General features: G+C 71.0%; 22 protein-coding genes. 19 read left to right on the top strand and 3 right to left on the bottom strand.

Annotation, left to right across the window (positions count from 1 at the left end; translation table 11 throughout):
- Window positions 1-78 precede the first annotated feature (78 nt).
- The 3 genes from ACFC06_RS07160 to ACFC06_RS07150 are packed head-to-tail and all read left to right on the top strand — an operon-like array spanning window position 79 to window position 2,494.
- Entirely contained in the window at window positions 79-732 is a 654-nt protein-coding gene (locus tag ACFC06_RS07160) for a DedA family protein (RefSeq protein WP_375928735.1), read from the top strand.
- Window positions 732-1,856, top strand: coding sequence for a histidine kinase (locus ACFC06_RS07155; protein WP_375928733.1), 1,125 nt, complete (start codon window positions 732-734; stop codon window positions 1,854-1,856). Before ACFC06_RS07160 ends, ACFC06_RS07155 begins: the two co-directional genes overlap by 1 nt.
- Window positions 1,847-2,494, top strand: a complete 648-nt coding sequence (locus ACFC06_RS07150; RefSeq protein WP_375928731.1) for a response regulator — start codon at window positions 1,847-1,849, stop codon at window positions 2,492-2,494. Before ACFC06_RS07155 ends, ACFC06_RS07150 begins: the two co-directional genes overlap by 10 nt.
- Window positions 2,495-2,500: 6 nt before the next feature.
- Here the strand turns inward: ACFC06_RS07150 and ACFC06_RS07145 are convergent, their stop codons facing one another.
- Window positions 2,501-2,848, bottom strand: coding sequence for a DUF6463 family protein (locus ACFC06_RS07145; RefSeq protein WP_375928729.1), 348 nt, complete (start codon window positions 2,846-2,848; stop codon window positions 2,501-2,503).
- Between the two features lie 30 nt (window positions 2,849-2,878).
- On the opposite strand from ACFC06_RS07145, the gene ACFC06_RS07140 reads away from it, so the two are divergent.
- From ACFC06_RS07140 to ACFC06_RS07070, 15 genes are all read left to right on the top strand, one after another.
- A complete protein-coding gene (locus ACFC06_RS07140; protein WP_375928727.1) occupies window positions 2,879-3,469 on the top strand; it encodes a TetR family transcriptional regulator in 591 nt (196 codons plus the stop codon).
- A gap of 348 nt (window positions 3,470-3,817) precedes the next feature.
- Window positions 3,818-4,138: an integration host factor, actinobacterial type gene (mihF, locus tag ACFC06_RS07135; RefSeq protein WP_030203531.1), complete on the top strand. Its 321-nt coding sequence runs from the start codon at window positions 3,818-3,820 to the stop codon at window positions 4,136-4,138.
- A gap of 5 nt (window positions 4,139-4,143) precedes the next feature.
- Window positions 4,144-4,728 (top strand): guanylate kinase, encoded by a 585-nt coding sequence (gmk, locus tag ACFC06_RS07130; RefSeq protein WP_278264252.1) that lies wholly within the window; start codon window positions 4,144-4,146, stop codon window positions 4,726-4,728.
- Window positions 4,729-4,756: 28 nt separating this feature from the next.
- Entirely contained in the window at window positions 4,757-5,035 is a 279-nt protein-coding gene (gene rpoZ, locus ACFC06_RS07125; RefSeq protein WP_067493623.1) for a DNA-directed RNA polymerase subunit omega, read from the top strand.
- 28 nt (window positions 5,036-5,063) lie between these two features.
- Window positions 5,064-6,281, top strand: a complete 1,218-nt coding sequence (gene coaBC, locus ACFC06_RS07120; protein ID WP_278264253.1) for a bifunctional phosphopantothenoylcysteine decarboxylase/phosphopantothenate--cysteine ligase CoaBC — start codon at window positions 5,064-5,066, stop codon at window positions 6,279-6,281.
- 173 nt (window positions 6,282-6,454) lie between these two features.
- Window positions 6,455-7,666 (top strand): methionine adenosyltransferase, encoded by a 1,212-nt coding sequence (metK, locus tag ACFC06_RS07115; RefSeq protein ID WP_375928724.1) that lies wholly within the window; start codon window positions 6,455-6,457, stop codon window positions 7,664-7,666.
- A 62-nt stretch (window positions 7,667-7,728) separates the two neighbouring features.
- The gene (locus ACFC06_RS07110; protein ID WP_375928722.1) at window positions 7,729-9,870 is read left to right on the top strand and encodes a primosomal protein N'; all 2,142 of its coding nucleotides are present in this window, start codon (window positions 7,729-7,731) and stop codon (window positions 9,868-9,870) included.
- Between the two features lie 184 nt (window positions 9,871-10,054).
- Window positions 10,055-10,699 carry a maleylpyruvate isomerase family mycothiol-dependent enzyme gene (locus ACFC06_RS07105; RefSeq protein ID WP_375928720.1) on the top strand — a complete coding sequence of 215 codons (645 nt, stop codon included), beginning with the start codon at window positions 10,055-10,057 and terminating at the stop codon, window positions 10,697-10,699.
- 62 nt (window positions 10,700-10,761) lie between these two features.
- Entirely contained in the window at window positions 10,762-11,349 is a 588-nt protein-coding gene (locus ACFC06_RS07100; RefSeq protein WP_375928718.1) for a TetR/AcrR family transcriptional regulator, read from the top strand.
- 104 nt (window positions 11,350-11,453) lie between these two features.
- Window positions 11,454-12,131 (top strand): PadR family transcriptional regulator, encoded by a 678-nt coding sequence (locus ACFC06_RS07095; protein WP_375928716.1) that lies wholly within the window; start codon window positions 11,454-11,456, stop codon window positions 12,129-12,131.
- Between the two features lie 116 nt (window positions 12,132-12,247).
- Window positions 12,248-13,213: an esterase/lipase family protein gene (locus ACFC06_RS07090; protein ID WP_375928714.1), complete on the top strand. Its 966-nt coding sequence runs from the start codon at window positions 12,248-12,250 to the stop codon at window positions 13,211-13,213.
- Between the two features lie 85 nt (window positions 13,214-13,298).
- Window positions 13,299-13,838: a peptide deformylase gene (gene def / locus ACFC06_RS07085; protein ID WP_375928712.1), complete on the top strand. Its 540-nt coding sequence runs from the start codon at window positions 13,299-13,301 to the stop codon at window positions 13,836-13,838.
- Window positions 13,838-14,761: a methionyl-tRNA formyltransferase gene (fmt, locus tag ACFC06_RS07080; protein ID WP_375928710.1), complete on the top strand. Its 924-nt coding sequence runs from the start codon at window positions 13,838-13,840 to the stop codon at window positions 14,759-14,761. Before def ends, fmt begins: the two co-directional genes overlap by 1 nt.
- Window positions 14,762-15,726: 965 nt before the next feature.
- A complete protein-coding gene (locus ACFC06_RS07075) occupies window positions 15,727-17,088 on the top strand; it encodes an RsmB/NOP family class I SAM-dependent RNA methyltransferase (protein ID WP_375935251.1) in 1,362 nt (453 codons plus the stop codon).
- Window positions 17,089-17,161: 73 nt separating this feature from the next.
- On the top strand, window positions 17,162-17,506 hold the full coding sequence (locus tag ACFC06_RS07070; protein ID WP_375928708.1) for an MmcQ/YjbR family DNA-binding protein: 345 nt from the start codon (window positions 17,162-17,164) through the stop codon (window positions 17,504-17,506).
- 22 nt (window positions 17,507-17,528) lie between these two features.
- Here the strand turns inward: ACFC06_RS07070 and ACFC06_RS07065 are convergent, their stop codons facing one another.
- Both ACFC06_RS07065 and ACFC06_RS07060 read right to left on the bottom strand, forming a co-directional pair.
- Window positions 17,529-18,401 (bottom strand): SigB/SigF/SigG family RNA polymerase sigma factor, encoded by an 873-nt coding sequence (locus tag ACFC06_RS07065; RefSeq protein ID WP_375928706.1) that lies wholly within the window; start codon window positions 18,399-18,401, stop codon window positions 17,529-17,531.
- Window positions 18,401-18,823, bottom strand: coding sequence for an anti-sigma factor (locus ACFC06_RS07060; RefSeq protein ID WP_375928704.1), 423 nt, complete (start codon window positions 18,821-18,823; stop codon window positions 18,401-18,403). The genes ACFC06_RS07065 and ACFC06_RS07060 overlap by 1 nt, the downstream gene beginning before the upstream one ends.
- A gap of 98 nt (window positions 18,824-18,921) precedes the next feature.
- On the opposite strand from ACFC06_RS07060, the gene rpe reads away from it, so the two are divergent.
- On the top strand, window positions 18,922-19,578 hold the full coding sequence (rpe, locus tag ACFC06_RS07055) for a ribulose-phosphate 3-epimerase (protein ID WP_375935248.1): 657 nt from the start codon (window positions 18,922-18,924) through the stop codon (window positions 19,576-19,578).
- Window positions 19,579-19,584: the final 6 nt, after the last annotated feature.

Here is a 19,584-nt window from a genome sequence, read left to right as displayed (position 1 = left end):
CGACACTGCGGTGACCCGGCACCGCCCGGGTGGCTGACGCTACCGATCCTCGGCGCCCGGATTCCTAGCGTCGAAACCATGGATACGACAGCGAATTCGACCGAGCTCACCGGCATCGCGGGCTGGGCGGTCGAGCTGATGGAACGACTCGGCGGCCTCGGCGCCGGCATCGCCATCGCACTGGAGAACCTCTTTCCACCACTGCCCAGCGAGGTGATCCTCCCGCTGGCCGGATTCACCGCCGGCCGCGGCCGGTTCAGCCTGGCCGAGGTCCTGCTGTGGACCACCCTGGGCTCGGTCGTCGGCGCGCTGGCGCTCTACGGCTTCGGCGTCGCGCTCGGCCGGGACCGGCTGCGCCGCATCGTCGACCGGCTGCCGCTGGTTCGCCTGTCCGACCTGGACCGCACCGAGGCCTGGTTCGCCCGTCACGGTGACAAAGCCGTGTTCTTCGGCCGGATGATCCCGATCTTCCGCAGCCTCATCTCCATTCCGGCCGGTGTCGAACGCATGCCACTGGGCCGATTCACGCTGCTCACCACTGCGGGCAGCCTGCTCTGGAACACAGTGTTCGTACTCGCCGGCTACTTCCTCGGCGAGAACTGGCACCGCGTCGAGGACTACGCGGGCGTACTGCAGAAACTCGTGATCGTCGGCGTGCTGGCCGGCGTCTCGGTGTGGCTCGTGCTGCGGCTGCGTCAGCTGCGCGGTGAGCGTCGGGCGAGAATCGGATGATGAGCCCCGGACCGTCGCTGCACCGAACCGCGCCGCGGGCCGTCGGCGGCTACCTGCTCGGGGTGCTCGCCGTGCCGCTGGACTTGCTCGGTGTCCTGCTCGCCCCGTTCGCGATCGGACTGACCGACCGGATCGCCGATCTCGAACGGCGGCGGCTCACCGGGCTGCTCGGCGTGCGCGACACCGGCGCGCCGCACGGTCCGCGCGCGGCGGGCTATCTGGCGGCCCGCGCGCTCGTCGGGGTGCTCGCGGCGCTGGTCCTGGCCCTGTCCGGGCTCGGTGTCGTGGTGGCGGTGGCCCTGGTCTACGGCGCGACGACCGGCGCGGCGGTGCCGATCGTCGACGCGACCGAACCGGGGCAGGTCAGCTGGGGGACCGTCGTGGCCCTGGCGCTGCCGGGCGCGGTGCTGTGCTTCCTGGCCGTCCACGGCTTGCTCGGGGTGGTGCGCGCCGACGCCTGGTGCCTCCGGCGGAGCACGCGACCGGGACCGGCGGAACTGGCGCAGCGGGTCGCCCAGCTCACCACCACGCGCGCGGAGGTGGTCGAGGTGATCGACGACGAACGCCGCCGCATCGAACGCGACCTGCACGACGGCGTCCAGCAGCGGGTGGTCGCCCTGTCGATCCTGCTCGGCCGGGTCGAGCGCGAAGCCGACCCGGACCGCCGCGCCGACCTGCATCGCCGCGCGATCACCGAGACCGGGCACATCCTCGACGAACTGCGCGAGGTGTCCTGGCGCATCTATCCGGCCATGCTCGCCCGCGACGGCCTGCACGCCGCGCTCGAAGCACTCGCTGACAGAACCCCGGTACCCACCCGCCTCGACTGCGCCCTCGACGGCCGCGCACCCCGTCCGGTCGAATCGGCCTGCTACTTCACCGCCAGCGAGGCGATCACCAACGCCATCAAGCACTCCGGCGCCACCGCGATCGCGGTCGACGTCGCTCGCGATGGACCACTGGTGCGCCTGCGCGTCACCGACGACGGCCGTGGCGGCGCCGACCCGGCCGGACACGGGCTGACCGGCATCGCCACCCGCGTCACCGCGCTGGACGGCACGATGGCGGTGGACAGTCCGCCGGGCGGTCCGACGATCATCACCGTGGAGGTTCCGTGCGGATAACCCTGGCCGAGGACTCGGCGCTGCTGCGCGAGAGCCTGGCCCAGCTGCTCACCGCCGAGGGGCACGAGATCGCCGACTCGGTCGGCACCGCGACCGAACTGCTCGCCGCGGTCCGGGTGCGGCCGCCCGACCTCGTCATCGCCGATGTCCGGATGCCGCCCGACCATGTCGACGAGGGGATCAGGGCCGCGCTCGAGATCCGCCGCGAACAGCCCGGCATCGCCGTGCTGGTGCTGTCGCAGTACGTCGAGCGCAGGCACGCGGCGGAGTTCCTGACCGGCACCGGCGGGATCGGCTACCTGCTCAAGGACCGTGTCGCCGCGATCGGTGCCTTTCTCGACGCGGTCGAGCGCGTCGGCACCGGCGGCACGGCCTTCGACCCGGAGGTGGTGCGCCAACTCCTGCTGCGCAATCGCGCCGATTCTCCACTGCACCGGCTGACCGAGCGTGAACGTCAAGTGCTCGAACTCATGGCGCAGGGACTGAGCAACGCCGCCATCTGCGCCCAGCTGTTCGTCACCCGCAGTGCCGTCGAGAAGCACATCAACGCCATCTTCACCAAGCTGGACCTGCCGGTCGGCGAGGCACACAACCGCCGTGTGCTCGCGATCCTGCAGCACCTGCAGGCGGGTGTGTGAGGCCGCTCAGGCCGCCGTCGCCTGCCGATTCCGCGCTCGCCACCAACCGAGCGCGCCGAAGCCCAGCGGAACCAGCAGCGTGACGAAACCGGACACCGGATCGAAGACGAGACCGAAGCCGACGGTCACGGCGAGCACGACCAGGACCGGCCCCGGCACGAACCCGCGGGCGCGTTCCAGTTCGATCATGGCCAGCCCCAGACCGATCCCGACCACTCCGAACGCGGTGAACCAGAACGACAGCTCGGTGTCCTGATCACTGGCCGCGAGCAGGACCACGCCCATGATCGTGTGCACGGTGGCGATGAACACCAGAGCGCTGCCTGCGACGGGGAATCTAGTTCTTGAATTCATATTCATAAACCCTGCCACTAGGCTGAGCCGGTGGCAAGACCCCGCCTCTTCACCGACGACCAGGTGCTCGACGCGGCCCGCGATCTGCTCGTCGATCCGACGATCACCCGCCCGTCCATCGCGGCGATCAGCGCGGCCGCCGGGGCGCACTCCGGGTCGATCTATGTGCGCTTCGCCTCCCGTGACGAACTGCTCGCCCGGCTGTGGCTGCGCTCGATCCGACGTTTCCACGAGGGCTTCGTCACCGCGCTCACCGGGCCCGCGCCGCTGCTCGCCGCCGCGGTGTTCCTGCCGCGCTACTGCCGCGAGCATCCGACCGAGGCCAGGGCGATGAAGATGTTCCATCACGACGAACTGCTCGAGGTCGGCCCCGACGAGCTGCGCGCCGCGATCGCGACGGTGAACGACGGCATGCGGGCCGCCCTGTTCACCGCGGTAGGCGTCGAATTCGGGACCGCCGACGCGCGGTCGATCGCCGTGGCCGAGGCCGCGGTGAAGGCCATTCCGTACGGCCTGGTGCGCGACTACATCGCCAGGGCCGCCCCGATTCCGGCCTGGATCGACGAGGTCACCGTCACCGCCTCGGGCGCGGTTCTGGACCGCTTTCGTTCCCGATCGTGACGACACGCGGTACGAAATCGCGCGACACGCGGGGATTTTCGGGAAACCCCCTGGTCGCGCGGTGCCGAGTTTGCCAGGGGGCCGACACCCTGGATCGCTACCCGGTGGCTAACATCGCCCAATTCGGTATCACCGCAGGTAGATGCTTGTTTTACCGATCGGTCGGTAGGATCGGGGCAGTGGAATCCGGTGTCACCGCATCTGGTCCGCGCGTCCCATACGGCATCCGTATTCCTGCCCTGACCTGGGGGTCGGGTTCGCAATCGGCGCGCACCGTGGGTACGGTCGCACAGACCGTTCGGGTAACCGGCGGTAGATCTAGCAATGAACGATGAGACGGAGGAACCCGTGGCCCTTCCCCAGCTGACTGACGAGCAGCGCGCCGCTGCTCTGGAGAAGGCGGCTGCCGCTCGCCGCGCTCGGGCAGAGCTCAAGGAGCGCCTGAAGCGTGGTGGCACCAACCTGAAGCAGGTCCTCACCGATGCCGAGTCCGATGAGATTCTCGGCAAGATGAAGGTGTCGGCGCTGCTCGAGGCTCTGCCGAAGGTGGGCAAGGTCAAGGCTGCCGAGATCATGACCGAGCTGGAGATCGCCCCCACCCGGCGTCTCCGTGGCCTGGGCGACCGTCAGCGCAAGGCGCTGCTGGCTCGCTTCGACTTCGACTCCTGATCCAGGTGGTCGAACACACGCGGAAGGGTCGACTGGTCGTACTGGTCGGCCCCTCGGCCGTGGGTAAGTCCACGGTCGTGCGGTGCGTGCGGGAACGCCTGCCCGAACTGGTCTTCAGTGTGTCGGCGACGACCCGGGCCCCCCGGCCCGGGGAAGTCGACGGCCGCGACTACCGCTTCGTGTCCCGGGCCGAGTTCGACGCCATGATCGAGGCGGACGAACTGCTCGAATGGGCAGACATCCACGGGGGGTTGCAGCGTTCGGGCACCCCCGCGGCCCCGGTGCGGGAAGCACTGGCGGCCGGACATCACGTCCTGCTCGAAGTCGATCTGGAGGGCGCCCGGTCGGTGCGTCGGGCGATGCCCGAGGCTCTGCTGGTGTTCCTCGCCCCGCCGAGCTGGGACGAACTGGTCGCGCGGCTGCGCTCGCGCGGCACCGAGACCCCCGAGGTGATCGAGCGCAGGCTCGAGACCGCCCGGGTCGAATTGGCGGCCTGTGACGAGTTCGACACGGTGATCGTGAACGCCGAGGTGACGACGGCCTGCGAGCAGTTGGTATCGTTATTCGTTAGCACAAATTCGAGTTCTTGACCCACTAACCACCCAGGAGCCTCCCCTAGTGAGCACGGACATCACCGCAGCGCCCGCGTACGACACTCCGATCGGCCTCACCAACCCGCCGATCGACGAACTGCTCGAGCGCACCTCGTCCAAGTACGCCCTGGTGATCTACGCGGCCAAGCGCGCGCGTCAGATCAACGACTACTACAACCAGCTCGGCGACGGCATCCTCGAGTACGTCGGCCCGCTGGTCGAGCCCGGCCTGCAGGAGAAGCCGCTGTCGGTCGCCATGCGCGAAATCCACTCCGACCTGCTCGAGCACACCGAGGGCGAGTGACAATCTCTTTTCCGGAGGCGTAGAGACCATGCGGATCGTCGTCGGGGTCGGCGGGGGCATCGCCGCGTACAAGGCGTGTGCCCTCGTTCGCCGGTTTACCGAGACCGGCCACCAGGTGCGGGTCATCCCCACCGAGTCGGCCCTGCAGTTCGTCGGTAAGGCGACCTTCGAGGCACTGTCCGGTCAGCCGGTGCACACCGGCGTGTTCGCCGACGTGCCCGAGGTGCCGCATGTCCGCATCGGCCAGGAGGCCGACCTCGTCGTCATCGCTCCCGCCACCGCGGATCTGATGGCCCGCGCGGCCCAGGGCCGCGCCGACGACCTACTCACCGCCACGTTGCTGACGGCCCGATGTCCGGTGTTGTTCGCGCCCGCGATGCACACCGAGATGTGGGAGCATCCGGCGACGGTGGCCAATGTCGCGACCCTGCGCGCGCACGGCGCCAATGTCATGGAACCCGCATCGGGCCGGCTCACCGGCACCGATACGGGTCCGGGACGGCTGCCGGAGCCGGAGGAGATCTTCGGCCTCGCCTCGCTGCTGCTCGAACGCGCCGACGCGCTGCCCCGCGACCTGACCGGCCGCCGGGTGGTGATCACCGCCGGAGGTACGAGGGAACCCCTCGACCCGGTGCGCTTCCTCGGCAACCGCAGCTCCGGTAAGCAGGGCTACGCCCTGGCCAGGGTGGCCGCCCAGCGCGGCGCCCAGGTGACGCTGATCGCGGGCAACACCATCGAGCTCGCGCCGCCCGCCGCGGTCGATCTGGTCCACATCACCACCGCCGACCAGCTCAAGATCGCGGTCGACAAGCACGCGCTCGGCGCCGACGCGGTCATCATGGCCGCCGCCGTCGCCGATTTCCGGCCCACCCACGTCGCCGCCGCCAAGATCAAGAAGGGCGCCGACGAACCCGACGTGATCCCGCTGACCAAGAACGAGGACATCCTCGCCGGACTGGTCGACGCGCGCACCGAGGGCAAGCTGGCCGGGACCGCGATCGTCGGTTTCGCCGCCGAGACCGGCGACGACAACGGTGACGTGCTCACCCACGCGCGCGCCAAGCTGGCCCGCAAGGGCTGCGATCTGCTCGTGGTCAACGCGGTCGGTGAGGGCAAGGCGTTCGAGGTCGACACCAACGACGGCTGGCTGCTCGGCGCCGACGGCACCGAACAGGCCCTCGATCACGGATCGAAGGCGCTGCTGGCCAGCCGGGTGCTCGACGCGCTCGTCCCGCTGCTGCGCTGACCGGGCGTATCCACCGATTTCACACGAAAACCGTTGCGCGCCAACGAGGGTCGCGCAGTGTACCGCCGGGACAGGTGATCGCGGCGTGGCTTGGTATGAACTGGCCACCGCGTCGGCGGTTTGGAATAGTCTTGAAGAGAACGAAGTAACCCGTTGAGGGAGAGGGAATAACTGTGCGTACGACAGGTAGTCGGCTATTCACCAGTGAGTCCGTGACCGAGGGGCATCCGGACAAGATCTGTGACGCGATCAGCGATTCCATCCTCGATGCGTTGCTCACCGAGGATCCGGGCAGCCGCGTGGCCGTGGAAACCCTGGTCACGACCGGTCAGGTCCATGTCGCGGGCGAGGTCACCACCTCCGCCTACGCCGACATCCCGCGGATCGTGCGCGAGAAGGTCCTCGAGATCGGATACGACTCCTCCGCAAAGGGTTTCGACGGCAACTCCTGCGGTGTCAACATCGCGATCGGTGCCCAGTCGCCCGATATCGCGCAGGGCGTCGACACCTCGCACGAGGCGCGCGTCGGCGGTTCCGACGACGCCATCGAGCGTCAGGGTGCCGGTGACCAGGGCCTGATGTTCGGCTACGCCACCACCGACACCCCCGAGCTGATGCCGCTGCCGATCGCGCTGGCGCACCGGCTCTCGCGCAAGCTCACCGAGGTCCGCAAGTCCGGCGTGCTGCCCTACCTGCGTCCCGACGGCAAGACCCAGGTCACCATCGAATACGACGGTGACCGCCCGGTCCGCCTCGACACGGTCGTCATCTCCACCCAGCACGCGGCCGATATCGACCTGGACAACCTGCTGGCCCCCGATATCCGCGAGAAGGTCGTCGACGCCGTCATCGGCGATCTGGACCTGCCCACCCTGGACACCTCCGACATCCGCCTGCTGGTGAACCCCACCGGCAAGTTCGTCCTCGGTGGCCCGATGGGTGACGCGGGCCTGACCGGCCGCAAGATCATCGTCGACACCTACGGCGGCATGGCCCGCCACGGTGGTGGCGCGTTCTCCGGCAAGGACCCGTCGAAGGTGGACCGCTCGGCCGCCTACGCCATGCGCTGGGTCGCCAAGAACGTCGTGGCCGCCGGGCTGGCGGAGCGCGTCGAGGTGCAGGTCGCCTATGCCATCGGCAAGGCGGCCCCGGTCGGCCTGTTCGTCGAGACCTTCGGCACCGAGAAGATCGACCCGAGGCGCATCTCCACCGCGATCTCGGAGGTCTTCGACCTGCGTCCGGGCGCGATCATCCGCGACCTGGACCTGCTGCGCCCGATCTACGCGCCGACCGCCGCCTACGGTCACTTCGGCCGCACCGATGTCGACCTGCCCTGGGAGCACACGGACCGCGCCGACAAGCTGCGCGCGGCCGTCGGCCTGTAGTACCCACCGCCCGCGTGGCAGCGGACGATCCATCGACAGCAGCGGGACACCCGATCGCTCGGGTGCTCCCGCTGCTGTCGCCTGCGCACCTGGATCGCGATTTCGACTACCTGGTGCCGCCGGAACTCGACGAGATCGCCCAGCCCGGCGTCCGGGTGCGCGTGCGTTTCGCGGGCCGCCTGGTCGACGGCTACCTCCTGGCCCGCCTCCCGCGCACCGACCACACCGGCAAGATGATGCCCCTCGAACGCGTCGTCTCCGCCGAACGCGTCCTCACCCCGGAAATCCTCCGCCTGGCCACCACGGTCGCCGCCCGCTACGCGGGCACCCGCGCCGATGTCCTCCGCCTGGCGATCCCACCCCGGCACGCGAGTACCGAAAACGGTGGTGCGAAGAAGAAGTCGCCCGCGAAGAAGTCCGCCGAACATCACGTGACACCACCGCCGGGTACCGAATCCCTCACCGCCTCCCGACCCGACGCCGATCCCGCCGCGTCACCGGAACCCACGCAGCGTGCCTCCTCTCCGTCGGTCGACGTGGATTCCCCTGTGTCCGGGCCACCTGTTTCGGGCTCGGGCACGGTTCCGGGCAGCGACGAGCAGGCGACGGTCGACGCCACCGCCTGGGAGCGGTACCTGCACGGTGGTGCCTTCATCGCCGCATTGGCGGACGGTCGCGGACCGCGCGCGGCGTGGCAGGCGCTGCCGGGGGAGGACTGGGCGGCGCGGCTGGCCGAGCTCGCGGCGACTGTGGTGGCGAGTGGGCGCAGTGCGGTGCTGATGGTGCCGGATCAGCGGGATCTGGATCGGCTGCTGGCGGAATGTGTTCGGCTGGTGGGGGATTCGGCGGTCGGCTTGTCGGCGGGGCTGGGTCCGGCGGCCCGGTACCGGCGGTGGCTGGCGGTGCTGCGCGGGCAGGCGCGGATCGTGGTCGGGACGCGGGCGGCGGTGTTCGCCCCGGCGCACGACCTCGGTCTGATCGCGCTGTGGGACGACGGCGACGACACCTACGCCGAACCGCGCTCGCCGTATCCGCACGCGCGCGAGGTCGCCATGCTGCGCGCCCACGAGACCGGCGCCGCCTTCGTCGCGGCCGGATTCGCCCGCACGGCCGAGATCCAGGCCGTGGTCGAATCCGGATGGGCCCACGATCTGCTCGCCGAACGACAGGTCCTGCGGGACGTGATGCCCCGGATCAGCGCCCCGGGGGACACCGACTTCGCGCTGGAACGCGACGCGCTGGCCCGCGCGGTGCGCATGCCCGGCGTGGCCTTCGCGGCCGCCCGCTCCGCGCTCAAGGAGAACGCCGCGGTGCTGGTCCAGGTCCCGCGACGCGGCTATGTCCCGTCGCTGGCCTGCGCCAAGTGCCGTACCCCGGCCCGCTGCAGGCACTGCAACGGGCCGCTGTCGCTGCCGCAGTCGGGTGACGGCGAGGCGGCCAGCCCACAGTGCCGATGGTGCGGCATCACCGAGGCCGCCTACCGCTGCCAGGCGTGCGGGGCCAGGGCACTGCGGGCGATGGTCATCGGCGCGGCCCGCACCGCCGAGGAACTCGGTCGCGCCTTCCCCGGCGTCCCGATCCGCGGTTCCGGCGGTGGGGAAGTGCTCGACACCGTCGAACCGGGGGCCCAGGTGGTCGTCGCCACGGTCGGTGCCGAACCGCTCGTACCGGGCGGCTACGGTGTGGCACTGCTGCTCGACGGCTGGGCCCTGCTCGGGCGCGCCGACCTGCGTGCCACCGAGGACACCCTGCGCCGCTGGATGGGCGCCGCCGCCCTGGTCCGTCCGCGCGGCCAGGTCATCGTGATGGCCGATCCCGGCCTGCCCACAGTGCAGGCCCTGGTCCGGTGGGACCCGGTCAACCACGCCGCCGCCGAACTCGAGGCCCGCGCCGAAGTCGGCTTCCCGCCCGCCGTCCGCCTGGCCGCCGTCGACGGCACCACCGCCTCGATCGCCGAATTGCTCGATGCCGCAGAACTTCCCGACGGCACCGAAGTCCTCGGCCCGGTGCCACTGCCGCCGACGGCACGCAAGCCGTTCTCGGGCGCCGACAGCCCCGCCGAGGTCGAACGCATGCTGTTGCGTGTCAGCCGCACCGCGGGCGCCCCCTTGGCCCGCGCCCTGACCGCTGCCCAGGCGGTGCGCAGCTCCCACCGCTCCGACGCGCCGCTGCGCGTACAGATCGACCCGGTCGACATCGGCTGAGCGCCAGCCCACCACATCGTTACGGCCGAGCAGCGTCCACCGGTCCCGTCGAGGTCCCGTGCCCTGTCGTTCCGACGCGGTCGGCCCGAGCGGCGGTGCCCGCCGATGAATCGGGCCGGCCTGCGCCGTCACCAGTACAGGCAGGGCGTGTCCGGCATGCCCTGGAACACCCTTCGGAGGCCCCATGACGAACACCCGCGCCGAACTCTGGGCACTGGCCCACACCGAGCGGGCGGCGCTGGCCGCCGATCTCGCCGGTCTCGACGACGAGCAGTGGGCCCGGCCGTCGCTGTGCGGGAACTGGACGGTCGAGGAAGTCGTCGCCCATCTCACCGCGGCGGCGAGCCTGGGCCGCATGCGCTGGTTGCGCAGCGTCCTCGGTGCCCGCTTCGACTTCGACCTGCACAATGCCCGCCGCCTGGCCGAACACCTCGGCGCGACGCCCGCCGAGACCCTCACCCGGTTCCGCGCCGTCGTGACCAGCACGACCGGCGCCTCCGGCCACACCGCCGCCTGGCTCGGCGAAGTCGTCGTCCACGGGCAGGACATCCGCCGCCCCCTGGGTTTGGCCACCGTGCCGTCGATCGAGGCGGCCACCGCCGTCGCGGGCTTCTACGCGAGCCGCGATTTCGCCGTACCGAGCAAGACCCACGTCGACGGCCTGCGCCTGGCAGCCACCGACGGACCCTTCACCACCGGAAACGGCCCCCTCGTCAGCGGGACGACACTCGCCCTGACCATGGCCATGGCGGGCAGGCCCGCCTATCTCACCGACCTCACCGGCCCCGGCGTGGCCGTCCTGCGGGACCGGCTGACCCCCGCGCGCTGAACCCGGGCGCCCGCCGTCCCGGCAGGTGCCCGAAGCGGGCCAGCGCGCTTATAGTCAGTTGCATGACTGACTCGAAATCGCAGGTCGGGGCCAAGATCGGCAAGCGAGAACGCCTGATCGACGCGGCGATGCGGGTGTTCTACGAACAGGGCATCGAGAAGACCACCATCGCCGATATCGCGGCGGCGGCCGACGTACCGGTCGGCAATGTCTACTACTACTTCAAGACCAAGGACCAATTCATCGAGGCGGTCGTCGCCGGGCACGCCGAGGTCCTGGCCCGGACCGTCGCGGAGCTGGAGCCGCTGCCCGGCCCGGCCGAGCGGCTGCGGGCGATGATCCGCGGCTGGGTCGAGCAGCGGGAGACGGCCGCCCGCTTCGGGTGCCCGTTCGGCACGCTGGCCACCGAACTCGACAAACGCGCCGACGGCTTCCGGGGGGAACCCGCCCGGGTCATGGGGCTGCTCGTGGACTGGGCCCGTGGCCAGTTCGCGGAGCTGGGCCGTCCCGACGCCGCCGAGCTCGCCATCGCCTTCGTCGCCGCGTATCAGGGGATATCCGTGCTCACCAACACCTTCCGCGATCCCGGGCTGATGGTCACCGAGGGGGCGCGGCTCGAGCGGTGGATCGACGAGCTGGCGGGGAGCTGACGCCGCCGGTCCGGACCCGAATTCGGAAAGATCCTTGCCTTCGATGCATTGCCGATATATCGTTGATACTGTCAAGAACAACGGCAATGCCTGAGGAGGCAGTTATGCGTAACCAAGAACAGCGAGAATTCGGACACTTCGGTCGCGGTCGTGGACCCGGCCACCCGGAATTCGGTCCCGACCGGCGGGAGTTCCGCCGCGGTGGACGCCACGGCCACGGTCCCGAGTTCGGGCCGGGCTTCGGTCCCGGATTCGGCCCGGGTTTCGGGCCGGGCTTCGGTCGCGGCCGCGGTCGCGGCGGGCGGGGCAGGCGCGGTGACGTGCGCGCCGCGGTCCTGCTGCTGCTCGAGGACCGGCCCATGCACGGCTACGAGCTCATCCAGCAGATCCGCGACCGCAGCGACGACGTCTGGCGCCCGAGCCCCGGCTCGATCTACCCCGCGTTGGCCCAGCTCGAGGACGAGGGCCTGGTGCTCATCGAGAAGGTGTCCGGTCGCAAGACCGCCCAGCTCACCGAAGAGGGCAAGGCCTATGTCGAGGCGCAGCGCGCCGAGCTCGGCGACCCGTGGGCCGAGGTCGCACAGGATGTCGGCGCCCAGGCGCTGGATCTGCGCGGTCTGGTCGGACAGGTGATGGGCGCGGTCGGGCAGGTCGCCCAGGTCGGTACGGCCGAGCAGGCGGCCAAGGCCGCCGAGGTGCTCACCGAGACCCGCCGGGCCCTGTACCGCATCCTCGCCGAGGACGATGTGACCCCCGGTGACGCCACAACCCCCGAGAAGTGAGGGCGTGGTGAACCCCCTGGTCGACGTGCGCTTTCCGGTCCGGAGGAGTAAATCTTTGGGATATGGAACAGCCGCGAGGTGTGTGGGGTTGGGGAGCATCACAGGCGCGCAGGGCGGTGTCGGTCACGGCACTGGCCTGTACGGCGGCGATCGGTGTCGTTTTCGCGCCGATCGCCGCCGGTGAACCCGCGGGCTACCGGCCCGCGATCGTGCCGAGCGAGCCCGGTCCGCCGCAATCGGACCACCTGGCCGCCGCACGCTATCTCGACACCCATCCGAACGCGGTTCCGGTGGGCGTCAACGACTTCGGCTGCGTTCCCGGCGCCGAACACCCCCGGCCGATCGTGCTCGTCCACGGTACCGATTCCAGCGCGTACTCCGACTGGGCGGGCATCGGCCCGCAACTCGTGTCGGCCGGCTACTGCGTCTTCGCGCTGAACTACGGCGGGGCGCCCGGCGCCGACACCTACGGCACCGAGGACATGCGGGTCAGCTTCGCTCAGCTCGCCGGCTTCGTCGACGACGTGCTCGCCGCGACCGGCGCGGCGAAGGTGGACCTGGTCGGCTTCTCGCAGGGCGCGACCGTCAGCCGGTTCTACATCAACAAGCTCGGCGGTGCGCCGAAGGTCGGCACCTGGGTCGGGCTGGCCTCGCCCAGCTACGGCGGCGTCATGTACGGCCTGGTGCCGGTGGGGCAGGCGGTGCCGGGGCTGATGGACGTCTACGCGAAGGTGACCTCGACCGCGGCGGTCCAGCAGGCCCAGGGCGAACCGCTGATGGTGGAGCTGAACGCGGGCGGTGACACGGTGCCCGGGGTCCGCTACGTCACCGTCGGCAGCCGGGTCGACGAGATGATCCAACCGTTCGACAACATCGCCCTGCACGGGCCGGGCGCGGAGAACCTCGTCGTGCAGGACCTGTGCGCCGACGATCTGACCGGGCACTTCCACATGGTCTACGACCCGTTCGTACAGCAGTTGCTCCAGCGCGTGCTCGATCCCGTCGGCGCGCCGGCGCCGGTGTGCTCGGCGGTGCCGCTGGGTACCGGGATTCCGCAGGTCATCATCGCCGGGAACTCCTGAGGGCCGCACCGGACACGGCGGGCGGGAGCGCGCCGGGGCGCTCCGTAGAATGGGACGACCGCACATCGTCGATCCGGGAGCCGCCGTGACCATTCAGCCCGTTCGCCTGTTCGGCGATCCGATTCTGCGTTCGCGTGCCGACGCGGTCACCGAGTTCGGCGCGGAACTCGCGCAGTTGATCGCCGACCTCACCGAGACCATGCACGACGACGGCGGGGTCGGGATGGCCGCGCCGCAGATCGGGGTCGGGCTGCGGGTGTTCGTCTACGACACCGGCGACGCCGCGGGGCACGTGGTGAATCCGGAATGGTCCGCGGTGGGCACCGAGGAACAGGTCGGTCCCGAGGGCTGCCTGTCGATCCCCGGTGTGCGCTACGACGTGCGCCGCGCCGAGCGCGTGCGGGTCACCGGCGTCGACAGTGCCGGTGCGCCGGTCGAATTCGAGGCCGAGGGGCTGCTCGCGCGCTGCGTGCAGCACGAGACCGACCACCTCGACGGCGTGCTGTTCGTGAGCAAGCTCGAGCCCGGTGACCGCAAGGCCGCCATGCGGACCATCCGCGAATCCGACTGGTTCCGGGCCGGTGTCACCGTGCGCGAGTCCAGCGGTGTCGGCGGTGGCCGCTGATGCGCGTCGTCTTCGCCGGCACACCCGAACCGGCCGTGCCGTCCCTGCGCGCGCTCCTGGCGAGCCCGCGCCACGAAGTGGTCGCCGTGGTCACCCGGCCCGACGCGGTCGCGGGCCGGGGCCGCAAGGTCATGCGTTCGCCGGTGGGTCAGCTCGCCGACGAGCACGGCATCCCCGTGCTCACCCCCCGCAAGCCGAGCGAGCCCGAATTCGTCGCCGCGCTCACCGAATTGGCGCCGGACTGCTGTCCCGTGGTCGCCTACGGCGCGCTGCTGCCCCAGCAGGTGCTCGACATCCCCACCCACGGCTGGATCAACCTGCACTTCTCGCTGCTGCCCGTCTGGCGCGGTGCCGCGCCGGTGCAGGCGGCCATCACCGCCGGTGACGAGATCACCGGCGCGTCGACCTTTCTCATCGAGGCGGGCCTGGACACCGGCCCGGTGTACGGCGTGATGACCGAACAGGTCGGCCACACCGACACCGCCGGTGAACTGCTGGCCCGGCTCGCCGAGGCGGGCGCGGTGCTGCTGGAGAAAACCCTCGACGGCGTGGAAGACGGGACGCTGCAGGCGATCCCGCAGTCCACCGAGGGCGTATCGTACGCGCCGAAGGTCACCGTGGAGGCGGGGCGGATCGGGTTCGACGAACCCGCGTTGTCCCTGCACCGCCGCATCCGCGCCGTCACCCCGGCGCCCGGAGCCTGGACCGAGGTGAACGGGCTGCGCCTGAAACTCGGCCCGGTGGAACTCGTGGAGGAAACCTTGCCCGAACGCGTGATCGAGGTGCGCAAGTCCGGCGTCTTCGTCGGCACATCGACCACGGCGGTCCGCCTCGGCCAGGTCCAGCCGCCCGGCAAGAAGATGATGAACGCCCTCGACTGGGCCCGCGGCGCCCGCCTCGCCGAGGGCACGGTGCTCGGATGAGCGCCTCCGATCGCCGCCGTCGCCGCGAAGCCGACCAGCGCAGCGGCGCCACCCCCCGCGAGGACCGCAAGGTCACCGGCAAGAACATCGACGGCGGCTGGGCAGCCCGCGCCGCCAAGGGCCGCGACACCAGAAACTCCGCCACCCCCCGCGACGACGACCGCCGCCCCCAACGCGACGGCGCCACCCGCGCCAACCAATGGACCCGCCCACCCCGCGACGACGACTCCCCCCAGCGCCCGCGCTGGTCGGATGACCGCGGCGGCGACCGCCTGCCCGCCCGCCAGTGGCGCCGCGACGACGACAGACGCCAAGGCGACGACCGTCGCGGGACGGCAGGCTCCGGCCGCGACGGCGACAGGCGCCAGGGCGACGACCGTCGCGGGACAACAGGCTCCGGCCGCTCGGCCCGCAACGACAACAGGCGCCAAGACGATGACCATCGCGGGACCAGCGGCTCCGGCCGTCCCGCCGCGGGCCGTCCGGCGGACGATCGCGTGCCCGCACGGGGCCGCCGCGCCGACGACCGGCGTCGTGACGATTCCGGCGGCGGCCGCACGACCGGTGACCGGCTCGGCGGTGGGTCGCGGCGAAGCGACGAGTGGTCCAGTAGTGACCGTGGGGACGCGGATCATGCTTCGCGCCAAGGAGATTCACGTCGGCACGGCGACAGCACGCCGCGCGGGCGTGCCGAGAGCGAGGTCCGGCGCGCCGCCGGGTCCGGCGATGCGCGCGGTGACCGCGGCGTCGATCGGCGTGGCGGCGCCGGATCGGGCGATGCGCGCGGTGGCGCGGGAACTGGTGGTGGCCGGGCCGGAGAATCGCGCGGTGACGCGGGAGCCGGTGGTGCCCGGACCGGCGAATCGCGCGGTGGTGCGAGGTCCGGTGGGGGACGTCGTGGCGACGATGCGCGCGGGGGCAGGACCGGCGGGCAGCGCGGGCGCGGTGAGCGGGTCGATCCGAGTGTGCCCAGTCCGCGCAAGCGTCGCGAGAGCGGCGATCCGGCGCGTGAGGTCGCGCTGGATGTGTTGCGGGCGGTGCGGGAGCGGGACGCCTACGCGAACCTGGTGCTGCCGAAGTTGTTGCGGGAGCGCAAGATCAGTGGGCGCGATGCCGCGTTCGCGACCGAGCTCACCTACGGTGCGTGCCGGTCGCAGGGGCAGCTCGACGCCGTGATCGCGGCGTGCGCGGGCAGGCCGGTGGCCGAGATCGACGGGCCGATCCTGGACATCCTGCGGCTCGGTGTCTACCAGCTGCTGCGCACCCGCACCGGCGCGCACGCCGCCGTCGACACCTCTGTCGACCTCGCGAGGGCCGAATTCGGCCAGGGCCGTGCCGGTTTCGTGAACGCCGTCCTGCGCCGGGCGGGGGAGCGCACGGCCGAGGAATGGGTGGCCGAGCTGGCACCCGCCGACCCGGTCGGCAAGCTCGCCTTCGAGTACGCGCACCCGACCTGGATCGCCCAGTCCTTCGCCGACGCGCTCGGCGCGCAGGCGGGCGAACTCGGTGACCTGCTGGCCGCCGACGACGAGCGCCCGGTGGTGCACCTGGTCGCCCGGCCCGGCGAGATCACCGCCGAGGAACTGTCCCTGGTCACCGGCGGTGAGGAGGGGCGCTGGTCCCCGTACGCGGTGTACCTCGACGGCGGCGACCCCGGGCAGCTGGAACCGGTGCGCGAAGGCATCGCCGCCGTGCAGGACGAGGGCAGCCAGCTGGTCGCCCTCGCGCTCACTCGCGCCCCGCTGACCGGCCCCGACCAGGGCCGCTGGCTGGACCTGTGCGCCGGTCCGGGCGGCAAGGCCGCGCTGCTGGGGGCGCTCGCCGCCATCGACCTGTTCACCGTCGACGCCGTCGAACCGGCCGAACACCGTGCCGACCTGGTGCGCAACTCCACCCGGGGCCTGCCCGTCACGGTGCACGTCGCCGACGGCCGCGACACCGGCCTGACCCCCGGCTACGACCGCATCCTCGTCGACGCCCCGTGCACCGGCCTGGGCGCCCTGCGCCGCCGTCCCGAATCCCGCTGGCGCCGCACTCCGGCCGACGTGCCGGAACTGGTCACCCTGCAGCGCGAACTCCTCACCGCCGCCTGGGACCTGCTGCGCCCCGGCGGGGTCGTGGTCTACTCGACCTGTTCCCCGCACCTGGCCGAGACCGTCGGCGTCGTCGGCGATTTCGCCCGCCGCTGCGGTGCCGAACAGCTCGACACCCGCGAGTACCTGCCCGGCGTCACCGACCTCGGCGACGGCCCGTCGGCCCAGCTCTGGCCGCACCGCCACGGCACCGACGCCATGTTCCTCGCGGCCCTGCGCAAACCGGCGCACTAGCGCGCGGGCTCGTGCGTGGGGCAGGTGACATCCGTCCAAGCGCCGGCCCCACGCACGGGCGCAGAATCGAGACATGGCGATGACATGGGAAGAAGTGGTGGCGGCGGCGACCGCACTGCCGGAGGTCGAAGAAGGCACCTGGTGGCGCACTCCCGGACTGAAAGTCGCGGGGAAGGGGTTCGCCCGGCTACGGGTCGAGGCGGAAGGCGGCCTGGCACTGCTGTGCGAACCGGCCGAGAAGCAGGCCCTGCTGGCCTCCGGCGACCCGGCGTTCTACACCACCGCGCACTACGACGGGCATCCGTACATCCTGATCGACCTCACCACGGTCGACCCGGTGCAGCTCGGCGAGCTGCTCGACAGCGCCTGGTGGCTGCGCGCTCCGGCGCGGCTGCGGCGCGAGCGGACCCGCGCGTAGGGACACCGTTGTCCCGGCGGCATCAGTCCCGCTCGGAGAGTTCCCGCAGGCGGGCAAGGGTTTTCGCGAGGATCCGGGAGACGTGCATCTGGGAGATGCCCAGCTGCGCGGCGATCTGGGTCTGCGTCATCGACTCGAAGAAACGCATGGTCAGGATGCGGCGTTCGCGTTCGGGTAACCCCGCCAGCAGCGGCCGCACGGCGATGTACTCCTCGACCCGGTCGAACTGGGCCTCTTCCTCGCCGAGGGTGTCCAGCAGCGAGGCGTCGTTGTCGCGGCCGACCGAGGCCGCGTCGATCGAGGTGGGCTGGTAGGCGTTGCCCGCGATGACGGCCTGGGTGACCTCGTCGGGATCGACCTCGAGCTCGGCCGCGATCTCCTTGGCCGTCGGCGCGCGGCCCAGCCGCTGCGAGAGCTGATCCACCGCCGATCCGATCCGCAGATGCGTCTCCTTGACCCGGCGCGGGACCCGCATCGCCCAGGTGTTGTCGCGGAAGTACCGCCGGACCTCACCCATGATGGTCGGCACCGCGAACGACAGGAAGTTCGAGCCGCGGCTCAGATCGAACCGGTCCACCGCGTGCACCAGACCCACCCGCGCGACCTGCGACAGATCGTCGAACGGCTCCCCGCGCCCACTGAACTTGCGGGCGATGTGGTCGGCCAGCGGAATGCAGCGGTTGATCAGCGCGTCCCGCGCGATCGCCTGCTCGACGCTGCCCGGTTCGGTCGCCGCCAGCCGCTCGAACAGCCCGCTGACGTCGTCGTAGCCCGAGACCGGTTCCACCGGCTCCTCGGCCGGGGTCTCGGCGGCCTCGTCGGTGGGTTTCGTCTCGGCGGGGTTGTCAGGTGTTTGCTGGTCGGGCTGGTCTTCGGTGTCGTTCTCGCCGTGCACTACGCCTTCCCCCGCACCCGACGGATTCGGACAGACGTCGGGAACCCGGCCACGGTCGCGTCGAATCCCTGCTGCTCGGCGGTCACTTCGTCGCTGAGCGTGCGCAGCACGTGCCAGCCGAAGCTGCGCTGATCGGGCATGCCCTCGGTGGCGGCGATCCCGTCGACGCGCACCCGCAGTTCGCTGTCGCCCACCAGGAATTCGCAGGTCAGGTGCGAATCGGGGGCGGCGATCGCGATCAGGGTCGAGCACACCTCGTCGACGGCAAGGCGCACATCGGCGACCTCGTCGAGGGTGAAATCACTGAGTAGGACCAGGGTTTCGGCCAGCCCGCGCAGGATGGGCAGCTGAGTCAGCGATGCTGCCACGCGAATCTCCACCGGGGCGCTGTGCAGCCCTTGTTCCGCCGAAATATTGGTCACCCTATGCAGGCTACCCACATCCCCACAGGGCAATCACCATTTGGTCGCTACACTTGCCCGCTGTGTCCACACCGACGTTCTCCCGTCCCGCCCAGCCGATGATCGCCCCGTCCATCCTGTCTGCGGACTTCGCGAATCTGGCCGCCGAGGCCGCCGCCGTCGAGGGGTCCGACTGGCTCCATGTCGACGTCATGGACGGCCATTTCGTGCCGAACCTCACACTGGGCCTGCCCGTGGTGCAGAGCCTGCTGAAGGCCACCGACATCCCGTTCGACTGCCACCTGATGATCGACGATCCGGGCCGCTGGGCCCCCGGCTACGCCGAGGCGGGCGCCTACAACGTCACCTTCCACGCCGAGGCCACCGACGACCCGATCGCGGTGGCCCGCGACATCCGGGCCGCGGGCGCCAAGGCCGGGCTGTCGGTGAAGCCGAACACCCCGATCGAGCCGTACCTGGAGATCCTGCGCGATTTCGACACCCTGCTGGTGATGAGCGTGGAACCCGGTTTCGGCGGGCAGTCGTTCATCGCGAGCGTGCTGGAGAAGGCGCGCATCGTGCGCAACCTCGTCGACGCGGGCGAGCTGCGCCTGGTGGTGGAGATCGACGGTGGCATCAACACCGACACCATCGAACAGGCCGCCGCCGCAGGCATCGACTGTTTCGTCGCCGGGTCGGCGGTCTACAACACCGCCGATCCCGGTGCCGCCGTGCAGACCCTGCGGAACATGGCGACGGCGGCCTGGCTGCGCTGACGCGCG

The organism is Nocardia sp. NPDC056064, from assembly GCF_042266925.1.
Taxonomy (GTDB): Bacteria; Actinomycetota; Actinomycetes; order Mycobacteriales; family Mycobacteriaceae; genus Nocardia.
Note: the sequence above shows the minus strand (reverse complement) of the source record. Positions and strands in the feature narration are given on the sequence as shown.

Coding starts and splice junctions, on each gene's coding strand:
- ACFC06_RS07070 (WP_375928708.1), top strand. CDS start 17,162: ATGGCGATGACATGGGAAGAAGTGGTGGCGGCGGCGACCGCACTGCCG.
- ACFC06_RS07155 (WP_375928733.1), top strand. CDS start 732: ATGAGCCCCGGACCGTCGCTGCACCGAACCGCGCCGCGGGCCGTCGGC.
- rpe (WP_375935248.1), top strand. CDS start 18,922: ATGATCGCCCCGTCCATCCTGTCTGCGGACTTCGCGAATCTGGCCGCC.
- ACFC06_RS07105 (WP_375928720.1), top strand. CDS start 10,055: ATGACGAACACCCGCGCCGAACTCTGGGCACTGGCCCACACCGAGCGG.
- ACFC06_RS07095 (WP_375928716.1), top strand. CDS start 11,454: ATGCGTAACCAAGAACAGCGAGAATTCGGACACTTCGGTCGCGGTCGT.
- ACFC06_RS07100 (WP_375928718.1), top strand. CDS start 10,762: ATGACTGACTCGAAATCGCAGGTCGGGGCCAAGATCGGCAAGCGAGAA.
- fmt (WP_375928710.1), top strand. CDS start 13,838: ATGCGCGTCGTCTTCGCCGGCACACCCGAACCGGCCGTGCCGTCCCTG.
- ACFC06_RS07145 (WP_375928729.1), bottom strand. CDS start 2,848: ATGAATTCAAGAACTAGATTCCCCGTCGCAGGCAGCGCTCTGGTGTTC.
- ACFC06_RS07160 (WP_375928735.1), top strand. CDS start 79: ATGGATACGACAGCGAATTCGACCGAGCTCACCGGCATCGCGGGCTGG.
- coaBC (WP_278264253.1), top strand. CDS start 5,064: ATGCGGATCGTCGTCGGGGTCGGCGGGGGCATCGCCGCGTACAAGGCG.